Origin of the sequence: Parapedobacter brassicae (assembly GCF_051400755.1) — a bacterium.
Classification (GTDB): Bacteria; Bacteroidota; Bacteroidia; order Sphingobacteriales; family Sphingobacteriaceae; genus Parapedobacter.
Map to the genome: position 1 here is coordinate 70,651 of NZ_JBLFFL010000009.1, position 17,422 is coordinate 88,072.

General features: G+C 50.5%; 15 protein-coding genes. 11 read left to right on the top strand and 4 right to left on the bottom strand.

Going from position 1 to position 17,422, the window contains the following annotated elements; all coding sequences use genetic code 11:
* Position 1 precedes the first annotated feature (1 nt).
* The 7 genes from ACMGDE_RS18290 to ACMGDE_RS18320 all read left to right on the top strand — a co-directional run bounded on the left by ACMGDE_RS18290 (position 2) and on the right by ACMGDE_RS18320 (position 4,610).
* On the top strand, positions 2-670 hold the full coding sequence (locus ACMGDE_RS18290) for a hypothetical protein (RefSeq protein WP_436834274.1): 669 nt from the start codon (positions 2-4) through the stop codon (positions 668-670).
* 17 nt (positions 671-687) lie between these two features.
* Entirely contained in the window at positions 688-1,269 is a 582-nt protein-coding gene (locus tag ACMGDE_RS18295) for a DUF4199 domain-containing protein (protein WP_436834275.1), read from the top strand.
* A gap of 52 nt (positions 1,270-1,321) precedes the next feature.
* Complete coding sequence (locus tag ACMGDE_RS18300) at positions 1,322-2,272, top strand: glycosyltransferase family 2 protein (protein ID WP_436834276.1); 951 nt, start codon at positions 1,322-1,324, stop codon at positions 2,270-2,272.
* Complete coding sequence (locus ACMGDE_RS18305) at positions 2,269-3,264, top strand: glycosyltransferase (RefSeq protein WP_436834277.1); 996 nt, start codon at positions 2,269-2,271, stop codon at positions 3,262-3,264. Before ACMGDE_RS18300 ends, ACMGDE_RS18305 begins: the two co-directional genes overlap by 4 nt.
* A 98-nt stretch (positions 3,265-3,362) precedes the next feature.
* The gene (locus tag ACMGDE_RS18310) at positions 3,363-3,611 is read left to right on the top strand and encodes a hypothetical protein (RefSeq protein WP_436834278.1); all 249 of its coding nucleotides are present in this window, start codon (positions 3,363-3,365) and stop codon (positions 3,609-3,611) included.
* A complete protein-coding gene (locus ACMGDE_RS18315) occupies positions 3,608-4,372 on the top strand; it encodes an MBL fold metallo-hydrolase (protein WP_436834279.1) in 765 nt (254 codons plus the stop codon). Before ACMGDE_RS18310 ends, ACMGDE_RS18315 begins: the two co-directional genes overlap by 4 nt.
* Positions 4,373-4,457: 85 nt before the next feature.
* Positions 4,458-4,610, top strand: a complete 153-nt coding sequence (locus ACMGDE_RS18320) for a lmo0937 family membrane protein (RefSeq protein WP_436834280.1) — start codon at positions 4,458-4,460, stop codon at positions 4,608-4,610.
* Here ACMGDE_RS18320 and ACMGDE_RS18325 read toward each other — a convergent pair.
* Both ACMGDE_RS18325 and queA read right to left on the bottom strand, forming a co-directional pair.
* The gene (locus ACMGDE_RS18325; RefSeq protein WP_436834281.1) at positions 4,581-5,300 is read right to left on the bottom strand and encodes a 2-C-methyl-D-erythritol 4-phosphate cytidylyltransferase; all 720 of its coding nucleotides are present in this window, start codon (positions 5,298-5,300) and stop codon (positions 4,581-4,583) included. The two genes, ACMGDE_RS18320 and ACMGDE_RS18325, sit on opposite strands and share 30 nt — an antisense overlap.
* A 13-nt stretch (positions 5,301-5,313) precedes the next feature.
* The gene (gene queA, locus ACMGDE_RS18330) at positions 5,314-6,363 is read right to left on the bottom strand and encodes a tRNA preQ1(34) S-adenosylmethionine ribosyltransferase-isomerase QueA (protein WP_436834282.1); all 1,050 of its coding nucleotides are present in this window, start codon (positions 6,361-6,363) and stop codon (positions 5,314-5,316) included.
* 174 nt (positions 6,364-6,537) lie between these two features.
* On the opposite strand from queA, the gene ACMGDE_RS18335 reads away from it, so the two are divergent.
* On the top strand, positions 6,538-7,782 hold the full coding sequence (locus ACMGDE_RS18335) for an ABC transporter permease (protein ID WP_436834283.1): 1,245 nt from the start codon (positions 6,538-6,540) through the stop codon (positions 7,780-7,782).
* Here ACMGDE_RS18335 and ACMGDE_RS18340 read toward each other — a convergent pair whose 3' ends face one another.
* The gene (locus ACMGDE_RS18340) at positions 7,783-8,988 is read right to left on the bottom strand and encodes a pyridoxal phosphate-dependent aminotransferase (protein ID WP_436834284.1); all 1,206 of its coding nucleotides are present in this window, start codon (positions 8,986-8,988) and stop codon (positions 7,783-7,785) included.
* A gap of 437 nt (positions 8,989-9,425) precedes the next feature.
* On the opposite strand from ACMGDE_RS18340, the gene ACMGDE_RS18345 reads away from it, so the two are divergent.
* Positions 9,426-10,397, top strand: a complete 972-nt coding sequence (locus ACMGDE_RS18345) for a cation diffusion facilitator family transporter (RefSeq protein WP_436834285.1) — start codon at positions 9,426-9,428, stop codon at positions 10,395-10,397.
* 23 nt (positions 10,398-10,420) lie between these two features.
* Here ACMGDE_RS18345 and ACMGDE_RS18350 read toward each other — a convergent pair whose 3' ends face one another.
* Positions 10,421-11,299, bottom strand: coding sequence for a PPK2 family polyphosphate kinase (locus tag ACMGDE_RS18350; RefSeq protein WP_436834286.1), 879 nt, complete (start codon positions 11,297-11,299; stop codon positions 10,421-10,423).
* 130 nt (positions 11,300-11,429) lie between these two features.
* Here ACMGDE_RS18350 and ACMGDE_RS18355 point away from each other — a divergent pair, with 130 nt between their 5' ends.
* On the top strand, positions 11,430-13,793 hold the full coding sequence (locus ACMGDE_RS18355; RefSeq protein WP_436834287.1) for a penicillin-binding protein 1A: 2,364 nt from the start codon (positions 11,430-11,432) through the stop codon (positions 13,791-13,793).
* A 32-nt stretch (positions 13,794-13,825) separates the two neighbouring features.
* The gene (locus ACMGDE_RS18360) at positions 13,826-16,981 is read left to right on the top strand and encodes a TolB family protein (protein ID WP_436834288.1); all 3,156 of its coding nucleotides are present in this window, start codon (positions 13,826-13,828) and stop codon (positions 16,979-16,981) included.
* The last annotated feature ends 441 nt before the right edge of the window (positions 16,982-17,422 follow it).

The following is a 17,422-nucleotide window of genomic DNA, read 5'->3' on the forward strand; positions in this document are numbered from 1 at the left end:
TATGAACCACCACGTGCACAGCGCCCTTGAGGCCAGCCTACAGACGTATGGCGACATCGCGCAACTTGATACCGGTGCGCTGTTGCCGCTATTGGAGGATGTCTTTGAACAGGATATTCCCTATCTCGAAAAGGTGTCGCGCATGGATGCCGCTTTTGACGACTATCCCGGTGTTGAGGAGTTGCGCGAGGTCGTTTTTGATTTGCTGCTGATGAATTTCTTTGCCGCCGATGTCGAAAAGCTGGAAGGGGATTACCTCGAATCAGCGGAATGGGACGCGATAGAAGAACAAACCATTGACCGGGGAACCGAATTGCTGAACCTGTTGCTCTATTTGCGGGAGTGCATGGACGAGGAGATCGAACCCCAGCTCGGTGATTACCTGAAGGAGTTTTTGCTGGTGGACGAAGATGAATTTCAGGATGAGCACCGAATATATGAACCGATGATTGCCAATCAGTTATTGGCAGACAGCTCATACGATGAGATCGCGGCGGTGGCCGTTAAGATCCCTGATACCCAGGAGCTGGCCGAATTGTTCTACGCGATGATGGGCTTCTTTTACGAACAACAGCCCACTGCGCAGGATCTGGCTGAGTATACGCGCGAGAGCCCAAATCCGGCTTTTGACACCGCCGTGTACCGCTTATTAATTGCTTATAATCATTAACCCTAAAATACAGAACCATGGCAACAAATCTAAACACGGAAGAACACACCGACGCCAAGAAAGCGGCGATCAGCAATGGCCTTATCTGGGCGGTCATCAACATCATCATTTTTCTATTGGTCTATTATGCGTCACCCACCACATTGGCCAGTCCCGCATTCGGCTTCGTAGGCATCGCGATCGGCATCGGCTTGGCAGTCTATTTCACGCTTGACCTCCGCAAGAAGATCGGCGGTTATTGGTCTTTCCGCACGGCATTAGGCCATATCTTTCTGATGTTTTTTGTGCAGATCGTGGTCTATACGATCTTCACCACCATTTTTGCGAAATGGATAGAGCCTAACTATGCGAATATGATGCGGGAAGCGACCTTAAATGCCACTACGCAGATGGCCGAAGCCTTTACCTCTGATCAGGAGCAGATCGATAAAATGATAGCAGATGCGGAAAAGCGTATAGAAAGCCAGGTCAATCCCGGATTCATGGATTTGCTTCAGGGATTAGCAATTGCCGCGATTATCTATTTCATCGGGGCGTTGATCTTCGCCGCTATATTTAAGCGCAATCCGCCCATATTTGCCCCGGCTGAGGAAGAATAGCCGATATATCATGCGATTTAGCTAAGTTTGCAGCCTTGCATGATTGATCAATATGGATATTTCTGTTGTCGTTCCCTTATATAACGAAGCCGAATCCCTGCCCGAACTTGCGGCTTGGATTAGGCGCGTGTTGGATGAGCATCAGCTCAGCTATGAGATCATTTTGGTGGATGACGGCAGTACAGACGAGTCGTGGATGGTGATCGAAGGGCTCAAGGCCATGAACCCAAAGATTACTGGCGTGAAATTCAGGCGCAACCACGGCAAGTCGGCGGCCCTCAACGTGGGGTTTGCCGCCGCGCAGGGCGATGTGATCATCACGATGGACGCCGACTTACAGGATAGTCCCGATGAGATTCCGGAACTGTATAGGCGGATCATCCAGGAAGATTTCGATTTGGTGTCGGGTTGGAAGAAGCAACGTTACGATCCGCCAAGCAAGACCATCCCGACCAAGGTCTTTAATTCAGTGACACGGTCGATGTCGGGTATCCACAACCTCCATGATTTCAATTGCGGCTTGAAAGCCTATAAGAAGGAGGTGGTCAAAAGCATTGAAGTATACGGCGAAATGCATCGGTATATCCCCGTACTCGCCAAGTGGGCCGGATTTAAGCGTATCGACGAGCAGGTAGTGCAGCATTATCCCCGCAAGTATGGCAAGACCAAGTTTGGTCCCGGACGGTTTATCAAAGGGTTCCTCGATTTGCTGTCTATATTTTTTGTCGGCAAATTCGGAAAACGCCCGATGCATTTCTTCGGAACCATGGGGGTGTTGAGCTTTCTGGCCGGGTTTGTCATCGCCATTTGGCTGATTGCCGAGAAGCTCATCAGCATCGCCAATGAAAGTCCCTACCGTAACGTGACGGACCAGCCGCTATTTTTCTTTGCGCTGATCGCGATCGTCATCGGCACGCAATTGTTCCTTACGGGCTTTATCGCCGAGTTGGTATCTCGTAACAGCACTGATCGCAATAATTACCAGATAGATAAAGTGATTTGAACTATTTCTTCTCGATCATCATTCCGCTTTATAACCGCCCGCAGGAGATTGACGAGCTGCTGGAGAGCCTTACGCACCAGACGTATACCGCTTTTGAAGTATTGGTCATCGAAGATGGTTCCACCCGTGATGCGCGTGCCGTCGTAGAACGCTATCGGGACCGGCTTGATGTCCATTATTATTTCAAACCGAACGAAGGGCAGGGATTTACCCGCAACTTCGGTTTCGAGCGGGCCAGCGGGAATTATTTTGTGATATTTGATTCCGATTGTTTAATACCGCCGGACTACCTGACGCGTGTCTCCCGATTTTTGGAGACCACGCCGTTGGCTGCCTATGGCGGTCCCGATGCCGCACACGAGTCGTTCAGCCCTACGCAGAAAGCCATCAGTTATGCCATGACTTCCCCATTCACCACGGGCGGCATACGCGGCAATAAGCAGCATATCGGCACGTTTCACCCCCGCAGCTTCAACATGGGGGTATCCCGTACGGCATGGGAGCAGGTTGGCGGGTTTAAGCTCACCCGCCTCGGCGAAGATATTGAATATAGCATCCGCATTCAAGCGGCGGGCTTCGCGATCGGGTTGATCCCCGAAGCCGTGGTATACCATAAGCGGCGGACAGATTTTGGGCAGTTTTACAAGCAATTGCATTTTTTCGGCCGTGCCCGCATTAATATCTACAAACATTTTCCCGATGAGCTCAAAGCGGTACATTTTTTTCCGGCGGCTTTCGTGTGCTTTCTGCTTGTCCTACTGGTGCTGAACCTATGGGCGATGGTTGTCACCAGCCACCGACCACCAATCACCCTCATAGGCAATACGATACTGCTCGTTTACACCCTGCTCATTTTTGTTCACGCATGGATCAAGACGCGCAGCCTCCCGGTGGCAGGGCTAAGTGTGGTGGCCTCGTTTGTCCAGTTGGTGGCTTATGGACTGGGTTTTATACAGGATTTTTGGAAGCGGGTGGTCCTTGCCCGCGGCTAAGGGATTGTGGATAAAACACTTTTGCGATTTCATCGGATGAATCGTATTTTGGCACACCAAAAGCATAGACGCCATTGTTACCCAATACAACACATAGCTTGGATAAACTGGAAGCCCTGCTGAAGGACCTGGGATACAAGGTGCGGTATGAAAAAGGAAATTTCAAGACGGGAGCTTGCCTCTTGCAAAGCAGCAGGATAGTGGTGGTCAATCGGTTTTCCAACTTAGAGATGAAAATCAACGCGCTCATGGGCTTACTGCGGGACATGCCGACGGACAGCGGGATGCTCGACGACAAGCAGAAGCAGTTTTTACGAAGTATCAAACAAACGAAGCTAACGATTTGACCATACGATTTTTAGGAACAGGAACATCCCAAGGCATCCCGGTGATCGCCTGTGATTGTGCGGTGTGTACTTCTGTCAACGTTAAAGATAACCGCTTGCGATCGTCGGTATTGATACAGGTAGGGGGGCGAAACATCATCATCGATACGGGACCGGATTTCAGGTGCCAGATGCTCCGTGAACACGTTACCCATTTAGATGCCATCCTGTTTACCCATTCCCACAAAGACCACGTGGCCGGATTGGATGACGTGCGCGCATTTAACCGCCAACAAGGGGAGGCCATCGATATCTATGGCACCATGGAGGTGCATGAAGCGCTGCGGCGGGAGTTCTACTATGCGTTCAGTGCCAAGAAATATCCGGGGGTTCCGCAACTGGAGCTGCACGAGATCACTTCAGCCCCGTTCGGGCTATTTGACATGGAAGTCGTCCCCATTGAAGTGATGCACTATATGATGCCCGTACTGGGGTTTCGGATCGGTGATTTTACCTATATTACCGATGCGAAAACCGTGCACGATACCGAGATCCACAAGATCATCGGGACGAAAACCTTGGTGGTCAACGCCCTGCAGCGCGAATCACATATATCACACTTTACCTTGGATGAAGCTATCGCCTTTGCCCAGCGCATCGGTGCCGAGGATACCTATTTCACGCATATCAGTCACCGGCTCGGCTTGCATGACGACATCGAAAAGGAGTTGCCCGAGGGGATCCACCTGGCCTACGATGGCCTCGTGTTGGATATCGGCTGAAACTTCCCACCCCATCCAAAACATTTTCCAGCAGCGCGTGTTGTACTCGGTATAAGTAATTGTTAATCATTAACCTTATACAGTTATGGGAAATTTGCTTTATATCATCGCCGTGATTTTGGTTATCATATGGGCGATCAGTTTTTTTGGGGGATATGTTACCGGCGGGATTATCCACGTCTTACTGGTCATCGCCATCATCGCCATTTTATTGCGCGTCATCAGAAGCGCCGCCTAAATTCGTTATTCCCCAAAGTATTTCTGCTATACGTAGATCTTCGGGAAAGGTGATTTTGATATTATGGGTATCGCCATCTACCAGTGAGATGGGATACCCATTTGTTTCGACCACCGATGCGTCATCCGTGAAGGCTTCCTGCTCAGGCTGCTCATAGGCACTGGCCAGGACCAAACCGTTGAACGTCTGAGGGGTTTGCATGAGGTAAACGTTTTCTCGGCGGTGCGCATTGTTTTTCAAGCCATTGCCACTCACCAGCCGGACCGAGTTGGTGCTTCGTATGGCCAATGCGGCGGCGCCTGTGCGTGATGCCTGCTCATATGTGAGGTCTATCAAGGCTGGCGTGATCAGCGGCCGTGCGGCGTCATGTATCGCAATGAGGCTGCTGGATAAATCGGTTTGTTCAGCCTTGATCGCCGCTATACCGTTCTTTACGCTTCCAAACCGGCTTTTCCCGCTGGCAACGAGCATATGCGGGATATCGAACCTGTAGGTATCGCAAAGGGCTGTCCAGCGGCTACTCATCTCCCTGGGCAATACCACGATGATCCGGGGCGCACTTTCGCATCGATGGAAAGCGCGGATCGCGTGCATCAGGATGGGGGTATCGTTCAGGAGCAGAAATTGCTTCGGCGTATCCCTGTTCATGCGACTCCCCGTGCCCCCGGCAACGATGATGGCGTAGTTCATTTTGGAGGCGGGGCTAAATGATTAGCATCGCGTCGCCGTAACTGTAAAACCGGTATTTTTCTTTAACGGCCACTTCGTAGGCGTTCATCACGTTTTCATACCCGCCAAACGCGGCGATCATCACCAATAAGGTCGATTCGGGTGTGTGAAAATTAGTGATCATGCTATTGGCAATACTGAAATCGTAAGGCGGATAGATGAACTTGCTCGTCCATTCGTTGGCCGGCTTGAGGTGCCGATCTGCGGACACCGAAGATTCAATGGCCCGCATAGAGGTCGTGCCGACGGCACATACCCGTCTTTTGGCGTCAATGGCCTTGTTGACCACTTTGGCAGCCTCGTCGGGGATAATGAACTGCTCAGAGTCCATTTTATGCTTGGTCAGGTCTTCCACTTCGACTTGGCGAAAGGTGCCTAATCCTACATGAAGGGTCACCTCCGCAAATTCCACGCCTTTCAGTTCCAATCGTTTCATGAGTTCGCGGCTGAAGTGCAGTCCGGCGGTAGGTGCCGCTACTGCGCCCTCGTGCTTGGCGAAGATGGTTTGGTAGCGAAACTTATCTTCGGGGGTGGCTTTGCGCTTGATGTATTTCGGAAGCGGTGTTTCGCCGAGTATCTCGATGTTACGACGGAACTCTTCATCCGTACCGTCAAAGAGGAAGCGGATGGTGCGGCCCCGGGAAGTGGTATTGTCCACGACTTCGGCGACCAATAGGTCGTCATCACCGAAATACAGCTTATTGCCCACGCGAATTTTCCGGGCTGGATCTACCAATACATCCCACAGCCTCAACTCTTTATTCAATTCACGCAGCAGGAATACTTCAATGGTGGCCCCGGTCTTTTCCTTATTGCCATACATCCGCGCAGGAAACACCTTGGTATTGTTGAGGATCATCACGTCCTTGTCATCGAAGTAATCCAAGACCTCTCTGAATATTTTATGTTCGATTTTACCGGTTTTACGGTCGAGCACCATCAATCTGGATTCGTCGCGGTTTTCAGTTGGCTCGTATGCAATAAGGGATTCGGGTAAATTGAACTTAAATTGTGATAGCTTCATTGTTGATGAGAAATTTTAGATATCGGCACAAAATACATGCCCAACGTATAAATTAGCGTGCAAAGTTACTAAATTATTTGATATGGCATGTAGACGATTTTTGCATTATATTGAGAAAAATAGTTTACCTTAGCTCGTAACTTACAAGACAATAATCCGTCTTAATAGCATATGATGTTATTCCTGAAATTAATCGGAGAGAGCTTTAGTTTTGCGTTTTCAGCGCTACGCGAAAATCGTACGCGGACATTGTTATCGCTACTGGGCGTGACGATCGGTATTCTGATCATCATTGGCGTGTTTTCGGCGGTGGATACCCTGCGCGCCAACCTGGAAAGCAGCGTAGAGAAATTAGGAAGCAAGACGGTCTATGTGATGAAATGGCCCTGGGATGGCGGCCCTGATTTCCCTTGGTGGAAATACGTCAATCGTCCCGAACCCGATATCCGCGATTATGAGGCCCTGAAGGAACGGATGACCACCGCAGAAGCCGTTTCTTTTTCCATCGACATCAGCGACCGGACCGCGCAATACCTCAACAACAACGTTTCGGGAATAACGGTGACGGCGACCTCCCACGAATTATATGCGATCCGGAACCTCGAAATTGTGGATGGCCGCTACTTCACCGAATCAGAATCAAACCGCGGGACCAACGTAGCGGTTATCGGCGCTACGATTGCTGAGGGGCTGTTTCCCGGCACAGAACCCATCGGTAAGTCCATTCAGGTATTGGGACGTAAAATTATGGTCATCGGTGTGTTCAAAGAGGAGGGAGAAGGGATGATCTTTGATGTATCCATGGACAATGTCGTGATGATACCGCTGAATTTCGCACGTAATGTGGTAAATATCCGCAGATATGGTCCGGCAATCCTCGTGAGCGCATCCCCGAACATCTCACTGGAGGAAACGGAAAGCGAATTGCGTGGCGTGATGCGATCCGTCCATCGACTCAGCCCTCAAGAAGAAGATGATTTTTCGCTCAATAAAACAACCATCATCACGGCCCAACTGGATTCCATGTTTCAAGTGATCAATACCGCCGGGGGCTTCATTGGTATCTTTTCCATATTGGTGGGCGGTTTCGGGATTGCCAACATCATGTTTGTCTCGGTCAAGGAACGGACGCATATCATCGGTATCCAGAAGTCGCTGGGCGCAAAGAATTATTTCATCCTCTCGCAATTTTTGATCGAAGCCATTGCGCTATGCATCATCGGTGGACTGATGGGCCTCTCCATCGTGTATTTACTCACGTTTTTGGTTAAGCTTATCTTTGACCTGGCCATTATCGTCAATGTGGGAATGGTGATCCTCACCATCGTATTATCCACATTGATTGGCCTCATAGCCGGCATCGTGCCGGCGGCCATGGCCGCCCGGCTTGATCCCGTAGAAGCGATTCGGAGCAAATAGTTACGCCAATTTTCCCAGCGCTTCCTTTATCCGCCGCAGCGCTTCCCTGAGGCTCTCATCGGATGCCGCATACGAGAGGCGGATATAGTTATTGTTGCCGAACGAATCCCCGCCTACGGTGGCCACATGCCCTTCGTTTAATAGATACAGCGCAAGATCGGCTGAGTCCCTGATCACCTGGCCCTGGGGGTCTTTTTTGCCGAAGAATGAGCTGATGTCAGGAAAGAAATAGAACGCCCCCTGAGGCAGGTTCGTCTTCACACCGGGTATCTCTTTTAGGAGATTGTATACCAGTTCCCGTCGCCGGGCAAAGGCTTCCTTCATGTCCAACACCGTCTCCAACCCTTGCTCCAATGCTACGATGCCCGCACGCTGAGCGATCGAGCAGGTACCTGAGGTGGTCTGTCCCTGGAGCTTATCATTTGCGGTGGCGATCTCCTTGCTCGCGGCCAGGTAGCCAAGTCGCCATCCCGTCATCGCGAATGCCTTAGAGAAGCCGTTGATGAGAACAACACGGTCTTTGATGCTTTCAAATTGGGCGATGGACTCATGCTTGCCGATGAAATTGATGTGCTCATAGATTTCGTCGGAAATGATGTAAATAGCTGGATATTTTTCAAACACGCGCACCAGTCCCTCGAGTTCAGCCTTGGTATATACGCTGCCTGTGGGATTGCACGGCGAGGAAAACATGAATAACTTGCTTTTCGGGGTGATGACCGCTTCCAACTCTTCCGGAGTGATCTTGAAATCGCTGTCGATGGTGGTGTTGATGAATACCGATTTGCCTTCGGCCAGCGTCACCATCTCCGAATAAGATACCCAATAAGGGGTGGGGATGATCACCTCATCGCCCGGATTGATCAATGTGAGGATGGTGTTTGAAAGCGACTGCTTCGCACCCGTGGAAACCACGATTTGAGAAACGTCATAATCCAGCCCGTTTTCGTTCTTCAGCTTATTGACAATGGCTTTCCGCAGTTCCGGATACCCCGGTACGGGCGAGTAGCGCGTAAAGTTGTCGTCGAGCGCCTGTTTAGCCGCCGCCTTGACATGTTCGGGTGTATCAAAGTCGGGCTCGCCTACGCTCAGGCTAATCACGTTTACGCCTTTAGCGGCCAATTCGCGACCCAATTTGGTCATTTTGAGGGTAGCAGATTCAGACAGGTTATTGATCCTATCGGAGAGAATGGATGGTGTATTCATGGTGGGCAAAACTAGGTAAAATTGTGGATTTCGCAAACAAAATACCGAGCCGCGTTTAAAAATTCAAAGGGGATTCAGGCAGTTGCTCCGAAACTGGAATCGGTTCGCTTCGCTCCCAATTCCTAGGTTTTCGTCTGCAACCACCTGAATCCCTATGGTTAGCCGCAGGAACCCTCCGTACACCTTAAAATCCCGCCTTGAAGACGCTGCGGTATGCACTGGGAGGCACTACCGACCATAGCAGCGGATTCCAGCGGGGAGTTTATTCGCTTCTTGTCTATTTTCAGCAGCGCTCATGAGCTCCCTTCGGTCGGTTTTTGCCTACTTTTTTGCGATCAAAAAGTGTCATGCCCGGCCGGCATAGCGGCCAAAAGCCTCCGCGGCTTGAGCGGTAATCCAAATTGCTTATCTTTGCCAATTACCGTAAACGCATTGATTTGAACAGACAGAAAAACATCATTCTTCTTGCGTTGGTTATTGGCATGCTGCTGATGCTCACCAAGTTTGCAGCGTATCTGCTGACCAATTCGAATGCGATACTGACCGATGCGATGGAGAGTATTGTCAATGTGGTGGCGTCGGGCTTTGCCTATTACAGCATCCATTTGTCGGCACGCCCCAAAGACCAGAATCATCCCTATGGCCATGGGAAGGTCGAATTTTTTTCGGTTTTCCTCGAAGGTGGACTGATTTTTATTGCCGGATTGCTGATCCTCTGCAAAGCGGGTTATAATATTTTCTTTCCGGAGACCGTCGGCAATCTGCTGGAGGGTATCGGGCTTGTCGCATTTACGGGGGTGGTCAATTTGGTCCTCGGTACCCGCATGATCAAGGCGAGCAGGCAATTGAATTCGCTCACCTTGCATGCTGATGGCAAACATTTGCAGACCGATGCGTTTAGTACGGCTGGCTTGTTGACGGGTTTGCTGCTCATGTACTTCACGGGATGGGTGTGGATTGATGTGGCATTGTCCATCGGACTGGGACTGTATATCTTGTACACTGGCTACAAATTGCTGCGCAAATCGATTGCCGGATTGATGGACGAATCGGACATGCAGCTGGTGGGACAGATAGCAGCGATTCTACAGAAACATCGGAAAGACGATTGGATCGATGTGCATAACCTGCGTGTACAACGGTACGGGCATGAACTCCACATCGATTGCCACGTGACGCTGCCGAACTATTATGACCTTAATCGGGTACATGATGAGGTATCGGCCGTGGACACGCTGATCAACGAGCAACTGCACGCCGATACCGAGTTGTTTGTCCACGCCGACCCCTGCATCCCAGCCTGTTGTCAGTATTGCCGGATGCCAAACTGCCCCATCCGCAGTGAAATCCAGCAGAAAGACATCGTTTGGGATAAAGGGATCATCAGCAAAAACGAAAAACACTTCTAACCGTTAATCCCTAACTTTATATCTTATTCATTTTCAAGCTTCTCCTTGTATTCCGCAAGCTTGACTCGCTGCACCTCAGGAAGCGCCGGAAACTCCGGTTCCATTTGCGCCAAGGTCTCCACAATGATCTTGCCTACGGCATACCGTGCAAACCATTTTTTATCCGCCGGGATGATGTACCAGGGAGACGCCTCGGTAGCGGTAGCGGCAATGGCCGCTTCAAAGGCATTCATGTAGTTATCCCAATACGCCCGCTCTTCGACATCCGAAGAAGAAAATTTCCAGTTTTTATAAGGGTCTTCTATGCGGTCGAGGAAGCGGTCCCGCTGCTCGTCTTTGGAGACGTGCAGGAAAAATTTGATGATCTTCGTACCATTCCGGCTAAGGTGCGCTTCAAATTGCCGAATGCTTTCATAACGCGCTTCCCAAAATGCCGAATCGAAACTTTCCACGGTTCGGTATCCGGGCATGCGTTCGGCCAGGTTATATTCGGGATGTACCTTGCACGCCAGCACATATTCATAATGCGAGCGGTTGTGTATACCGATGCGCCCCCGTTCGGGCAATGCTTTGTAATGCCGCCACAGGAAGTCATGTTCGTAATCGTTGCTGGTGGGTTGCTTGAAGCTGAACACCTGACAACCCTGCGGGTTCACGCCGCTCATGACATGCTCGATAGCCCCATCCTTGCCAGCCGCGTCCATGGCCTGGAAGATGATGAGCAAACTCTGTGAATCTTCGGCATACAGCCGCTCTTGGTATTCCTTGAGCTCGGATTGAAAATCGGCCAGATCAGCGATCGCTTCCTCTTTTTTCATGTCGCCGGGTTGGTCGGTCTTATATTTTTTCAGTTTGAAAGACTTGCCCGAAGTAACTTCAAATTTTTTGATGATGCTTGCCATTATATCAAGTAATTAGGTGATGAATATACGAAAGGCAAAATAGAATTTATTGTTTATATATCACACAAGTTGTAGCGTAAAACGTTTATCACACGTACGCAATATCAAAACATTTCATCATCTTTACAGGATGTTTAAGGAGATACGCAACCGTTATATTCGCTATACCGTTATCGTCATCTGTGGGATTATTCTCTTGATCTGCATGGTAGAACTGAATTTCCTGTGGTTATTTGGTTACTCACCGACATCCCAGGACATCAGCAAACCCATCCAAAGCGTGGCGTCGGAAGTGTACACGGCAGACGGGGTACTGATCGGCCGTTATTTCGAAGAAGACCGGTCCCCGGTAGCTTATGACAGCATTTCGCCGAATGTCGTCAATGCGCTCGTTGCCACGGAAGACATCCGTTTTTTTAAGCACCATGGGGTAGACTATTGGGCAGTCTTTTCGAGCCTCGTTTCCACGGCGCAGGGCGAACGGAGAGGAGGCAGTACCATTACACAGCAGCTGGCTAAGAACCTCTACCGGACGCGATATAATCAGTCCGTCGGACTCCTGGACCATATTCCGGGCATCCGCATCGTGGTGATCAAACTCAAGGAGTGGCTAACGGCTTATAAGCTGGAGAGCAAATACAACAAGGAGGATATCCTGACCATGTACCTCAATACGGTGTCATTCAGCAACAATGCCTACGGCATTAAGACGGTGGCCAAACGATATTTCAATAAGGAAGCAAAGGACCTTACCGCCGCTGAATCGGCTGTGCTCATCGGGATGCTGAAAGGTACGACCTTATACAACCCCATCCGCAATCCCGAACGATCCTTAGAGCGGCGGAATGTCGTACTGGATCAGATGCATAAAGCAGGGTTCCTTTCTAAGGACGAGCACCAGCTGGCACGAGCCGCCGGGCTTGGATTATACATGGGCGAAGTGGAAGAGCCGGGCAAAGCCGATTCCTATTTGCGGGCGGCGGTGGAGCGTTGGCTGGCCACCTGGTGCGAGGAAAACGGCTATGATATGTATGTTGATGGACTGAAGATTTATACAACGATTGATTCACGGGTGCAGCGTCATGCGGAGGAGGCCGTGGCCGAACAGCTGAAACCCTTGCAGCGGCGGCTGGAAAACGCTTGGCAAGGCGATGTCCCTTGGCGCGATTCGGAGGGCAATGTCATCGAGGGATTCCTGGAAAGCCTGGCGGAGCGAACCGCATATTACCGCCAATTAGACACGAAATACAAGGGCAATAAAGACAGTATTTTCTACTATCTCAACCAGCCTAAATCCATGAACGTATTTACATGGGACGGTCCCAAAGAGGTCCAGTACTCCAGCATGGATTCATTAGCACATTATGCGATGATGCTGAATGCCGGACTGATGACCATGGATCCGTATAATGGGGAGATCAAAGCCTGGGTTGGCGGCATCAATCATCAATACTATCAATACGACCATGTGTTTCAGGCCAAGCGTCAGGCGGGTTCCACTTTCAAGCCTTTTGCCTATCTTGCCGCATTGGAAGCCGGCATGTCTCCCTGTGATAAATATGTGGATCAGTTCGTCCGCATCACGTATGCCGAAAACGGGGAAGAGAAAGTATGGGAGCCTAAAAATGCCGATTGGGTATTCAGCGGCAGGGAGATGTCTTTGCGATGGGCCATGGGGCGGTCCGTCAACTCCATCACCGCCCAGATCACCGAAGAGGTAGGGTGGGATAAGGTGGTGGATGCCGCACAGCGCTGCGGCATTACCAGTCCACTGGCGTCCGTTCCTTCGGTAAGCCTCGGCTCCAACGATGTCAGCGTGTTCGAAATGGTCAACGCCTATGCCACGTTCATGAACAACGGGAAACGGGTAGAACCCATACTGGTGTCTAAGATCGTCGACTTCAACGGAAAGACCGTGGCAACGTTTAACACCACCGCTGAGCGGGCTATCAGCGAAGAAGTGGCTTGGCTGATGGGATACATGCTCCGGGGGACAATGGAAGAACCCGAGGGTACTTCTCAAGGGCTTTGGGAATGGGATTTATGGAAGGAAAATAACCAGATAGGCGGAAAAACCGGCACCTCTTCAGACTACGTGGATGGTTGGTATATGGGGTTGACGAAGGACCTGGTCACCGGCGTGTGGATCGGTTGCGACGAGCGGAGCATTCATTTCAAAAATTCGCAAACCGGGGAGGGGTCGCGCACGGCCTTGCCGGTCTTCGGAAAATTCATGGAGAAAATTTATCACGACGATTCCCTGGCATATGAGTACGGACCGTTCCCTGAACCGGGCGTGCCCATAAACCGTAAATATAACTGTCCGAGTCCCCGTATCATCCGTCCCGATACCACCTTGATCGATAGTATCGTACCGTTGCAGTTACCGGATACGCCCGTGCAGATCCCATTAGATATCGGAGAAATCAAACAGCAATTGCAAATTACGATACCGACTCCCGAAAAAAAATCGGGAAGCGATGAGCAAAAATAATATACCGAGGATCATTAAACTTTTTCGTCGACATGCGTTCTAAGTTAAACATATACACCGATTTTTCCATGACTTACCTTAATCGATTCATGAGGCAGGGAATGCTGAATGCATTTTTTTTGTTGGTGCTGATCTTGGCTGCTGCCACCGCGCAGGCCCAGTATTTCGGCCAGAATAAGATGCGGTATAAATCGCTTGATTTCAGCGTGTATGAGACCCCCCATTTTAGCCTCCATTATTACCTGGAAAACGATAGCCTGGTCAAATGGCTGGCCAAGGAAAGCGAAGTCTGGTATGAATTGCACCAACAGGTGTTTCGCGATACATTCCTGCGCAAAAATCCCATTATCCTGTACAACAATCACCCCGAATTCCAGCAGACAACAGCCGTACAGGGCGAAATAGGAGTGGGCACAGGCGGTGTGACGGAAGCGTTCAAGCAGCGGGTCATCATGCCGGTCATGCAGATCAATCACCAAACCCGGCACGTCCTGGGGCACGAATTGGTGCATGCATTTCAGTACCGGGTATTGCTGGAAGGGGGCGATTCCACCCGTTTAGAGAATATCGGAAACATTCCGCTGTGGATGGTCGAAGGGATGGCCGAATACTTTTCAATCGGAAAGAAAGACGCGTTTACCGCCATGTGGATGCGTGATGCGTACCTGAATAACGACATTCCTTCGTTGCAGGCCATGACCGAAAATCAGAATAAATACTTTCCATACCGTTTTGGTCAGGCATTCTGGGCGTACATCGGGTCGACCTATGGCGATACGGTGGTCATGCCGCTCTTTAAGGCCACGGCCATGTACGGGTATGAGATGGGCATCCGGCGCGTGTTTGGCTATGACGCTCAAACCCTATCCAATCTTTGGAAAAACAGCATGGAGAATGCCTACCGCAATCTGCCGATAGACACCTCGAAGGCTCCTATCGGCCGCTCCATTATCAACAGCAAAAATTCGGGCCAGTTGAATGTTTCCCCTGCAATTTCCCCCGACGGCAAATACGTAGCGTTTCTGTCCGAACGGGACCTCTTTAGCATTGACTTGTTTCTGGCGGATGCTAAAACAGGAGATGTGGTCCGGAAGCTATCAAGCAGACTAAGCAACACAGATATCGATGAATTCAGCTACCTGGAGTCGGCGGGAGCGTTTTCGCCGGATAGTAAGCGGTTTGCTTTTAGCGTATTCAGTAAAGGCAAGAGCAAGCTGATGGTGGTCGATGTCTCCAACGGGAAAACACTTTCGTTGGAGGCGATGGGCGATATCTCCGAATTCGCCAACATCGCCTGGGCACCGGATGGGGAGACGGTGGTGTTTTCAGGGTTGCAAAACGGTCACAGTGACATTTACATATACAACCTGAATACCAAAGAGGTTACGCAGCTTACCGACGATTGGTATTCGGATTTTCAGCCGAGTTTTTCGCATGACGGCCGGCACATTGTATTCAGTACCGATCGCGTATCGCTCCAGTCGGATGCCCGGAGCGTCGACATTCCGATGAATATCGCAGTTATTGATGTAGAAACCAGGGAAATCAACAACTTGAATGTATTCCAGGGGGCCAACAATTTGAATCCACAGTTTTCGGCTGACGATAGCCAGGTTTATTTTCTTTCAAACTGCGATGGTTTCCGGAACATGTACCGGTACACCCTGGCCGATAATAAGGTGGAGCGGATGACCCAGTACTTCACCGGGATCAGCGGCATTACCGAGTATTCGCCGGCGCTGAGCCTCTCGGCAACGGGTGATGTGGTGTATTCGTATTACCGCCGTAACGAGTACAGCGTGTACAATGCAAGGGTAGAGGAGTTTGAGCCGGTGGAAGTAGACCCGTATACGGTTAACTTCGAAGCGGCCATGCTGCCGCCACCCGATAACCTCGGGGTCGATGTGGTCAATGCGAACCTGAGCAACTTCAATCTGTTCCAACGCATCGGCAACAGCCAAATCGCATCCGTAGGCTACAAGCCCAACTTTAAATTGGATTATTTGTCGAACAGCGGGATGGGTCTGTCCGTGGGCAGCCGTTACGGCGCGGGTATCGCAAGTGGCATACAGGGCATGTTTTCGGATATTCTTGGGCATAACCAGATCTTCGCGGCATTGTCCATCAATGGCGAGATTTATGATTTCGGCGGCCAGGTAGCCTACATCAATCAGAAGAGCCGCATCAATTGGGGCGGGGCCATTTCGCATATTCCATATATGTCTGGCTACTCTTTTTATACCGAACGCGATGTAGGCAACGGTCCTGAACCCATTTTGGATACCTATATCATCCGCACGTTTCAGCAGCAGGCGGAAGCATTCGGTGCCTATCCCTTTTCCCGGCATCACCGTTTTGAGTTAGGCGGAGCGATCGCCCGGTACAGTTATCGGGTAGACCGGTGGTGGCAAAGTTATTATTATGGATATGGCGGACGGGATAAGGTGCCGAATGAGGAGGCGAGTGCGATATTCGGCGGTAATTTTAATGCCTTTACCATCCAGCAGGTGAGTACGTCGTTTGTCGGTGACAATGCGGTATTTGGAATCGCTGCGCCCTTGCAGGGGTTCCGCTATCGGGTAGGGGCCGAGCAGTATTTCGGTGATTATAACTTCACCGCCTATACATTCGACCTGCGCAAGTACAACCGGTATAGGCCCGTAACCATTGCGGCCCGGGCGTATGCCTATATGCGGGCCGGTAAAAATGAGAACGCATTGTACCCCCTGTTTTTGGGATATCCGCACTTGATACGGGGGTATGAAAGTTCGTCATTCCGGAACAGCACCGGAAGTTTCAACTTCAACAGTTTGATGGGCACACGCATCGCCGTATTCAATTTTGAGCTGAGATTGCCATTTACCGGTCCGGAAAAATTGGCTGTCATCCGATCCGGCATGCTGTTTTCGGATCTGAACCTGTTTTTTGATGCAGGCTTGGCATGGGACAGCGAGTCTACGGTCGCATTCAGGAGCACGCCACGATTGATCGAATCGTACCCCAATCCAAATGGTGCAGATCTTCCACCGATCGACGTATACGAGCGGATTCCGGCATTAAGCGCAGGTATATCCCTGCGGGTCAATCTATTCGGTGCGATGATACTCGAGCCCTATTACGCCTTTCCATTTCAACGTACGGATGTGCGTTTCGGGACGTTTGGGTTGAATTTCGCGCCGGGGTGGTAGCCAGTGAAGACCAACTAACTGGCCCCTTTCTTCCCCCTTTCTCCCGCCATCTCTCGGGTGCCGCTTGGGGCTGGCGCAAGGCGTATCTGTGAAATTGTCACATACGGGCCGCATACAGGCCGCATACGGCACGCATTACGGTAGAAGAACGGCAGAAGAACGTTGGGAGATTGTCTTATCCTGATATAGCTATACAGGTTAATAAATAAATCCTGAATTAATTATACACTGAGATCTGTTATTCCTGCTTGGATTATACCCTGCAATTTGTTAATTCTGACTGAGCTATACAAGAGTAAATTCCTTCCTTTTGTTTTTCCACCGTTTGGGCAGGGTCCCTGCCCTGAGATGTGCCTGCCGGGGGGTGAGGTAATCACAACTGGCATGGGGTCTTACTTCATTGTAAACCCGGATGCTTTCTGCGATCTTCCTTTCCGTCTC

Bases quoted from the DNA above. Each gene is read 5' to 3' on its own strand.
- ACMGDE_RS18290 (WP_436834274.1), top strand. From the start codon at position 2: ATGAACCACCACGTGCACAGCGCCCTTGAGGCCAGCCTACAGACGTAT.
- ACMGDE_RS18295 (WP_436834275.1), top strand. From the start codon at position 688: ATGGCAACAAATCTAAACACGGAAGAACACACCGACGCCAAGAAAGCG.
- ACMGDE_RS18300 (WP_436834276.1), top strand. From the start codon at position 1,322: ATGGATATTTCTGTTGTCGTTCCCTTATATAACGAAGCCGAATCCCTG.
- ACMGDE_RS18320 (WP_436834280.1), top strand. From the start codon at position 4,458: ATGGGAAATTTGCTTTATATCATCGCCGTGATTTTGGTTATCATATGG.
- ACMGDE_RS18325 (WP_436834281.1), bottom strand. From the start codon at position 5,300: ATGAACTACGCCATCATCGTTGCCGGGGGCACGGGGAGTCGCATGAAC.
- queA (WP_436834282.1), bottom strand. From the start codon at position 6,363: ATGAAGCTATCACAATTTAAGTTCAATTTACCCGAATCCCTTATTGCA.
- ACMGDE_RS18335 (WP_436834283.1), top strand. From the start codon at position 6,538: ATGTTATTCCTGAAATTAATCGGAGAGAGCTTTAGTTTTGCGTTTTCA.
- ACMGDE_RS18340 (WP_436834284.1), bottom strand. From the start codon at position 8,988: ATGAATACACCATCCATTCTCTCCGATAGGATCAATAACCTGTCTGAA.
- ACMGDE_RS18350 (WP_436834286.1), bottom strand. From the start codon at position 11,299: ATGGCAAGCATCATCAAAAAATTTGAAGTTACTTCGGGCAAGTCTTTC.
- ACMGDE_RS18355 (WP_436834287.1), top strand. From the start codon at position 11,430: ATGTTTAAGGAGATACGCAACCGTTATATTCGCTATACCGTTATCGTC.
- ACMGDE_RS18360 (WP_436834288.1), top strand. From the start codon at position 13,826: ATGCGTTCTAAGTTAAACATATACACCGATTTTTCCATGACTTACCTT.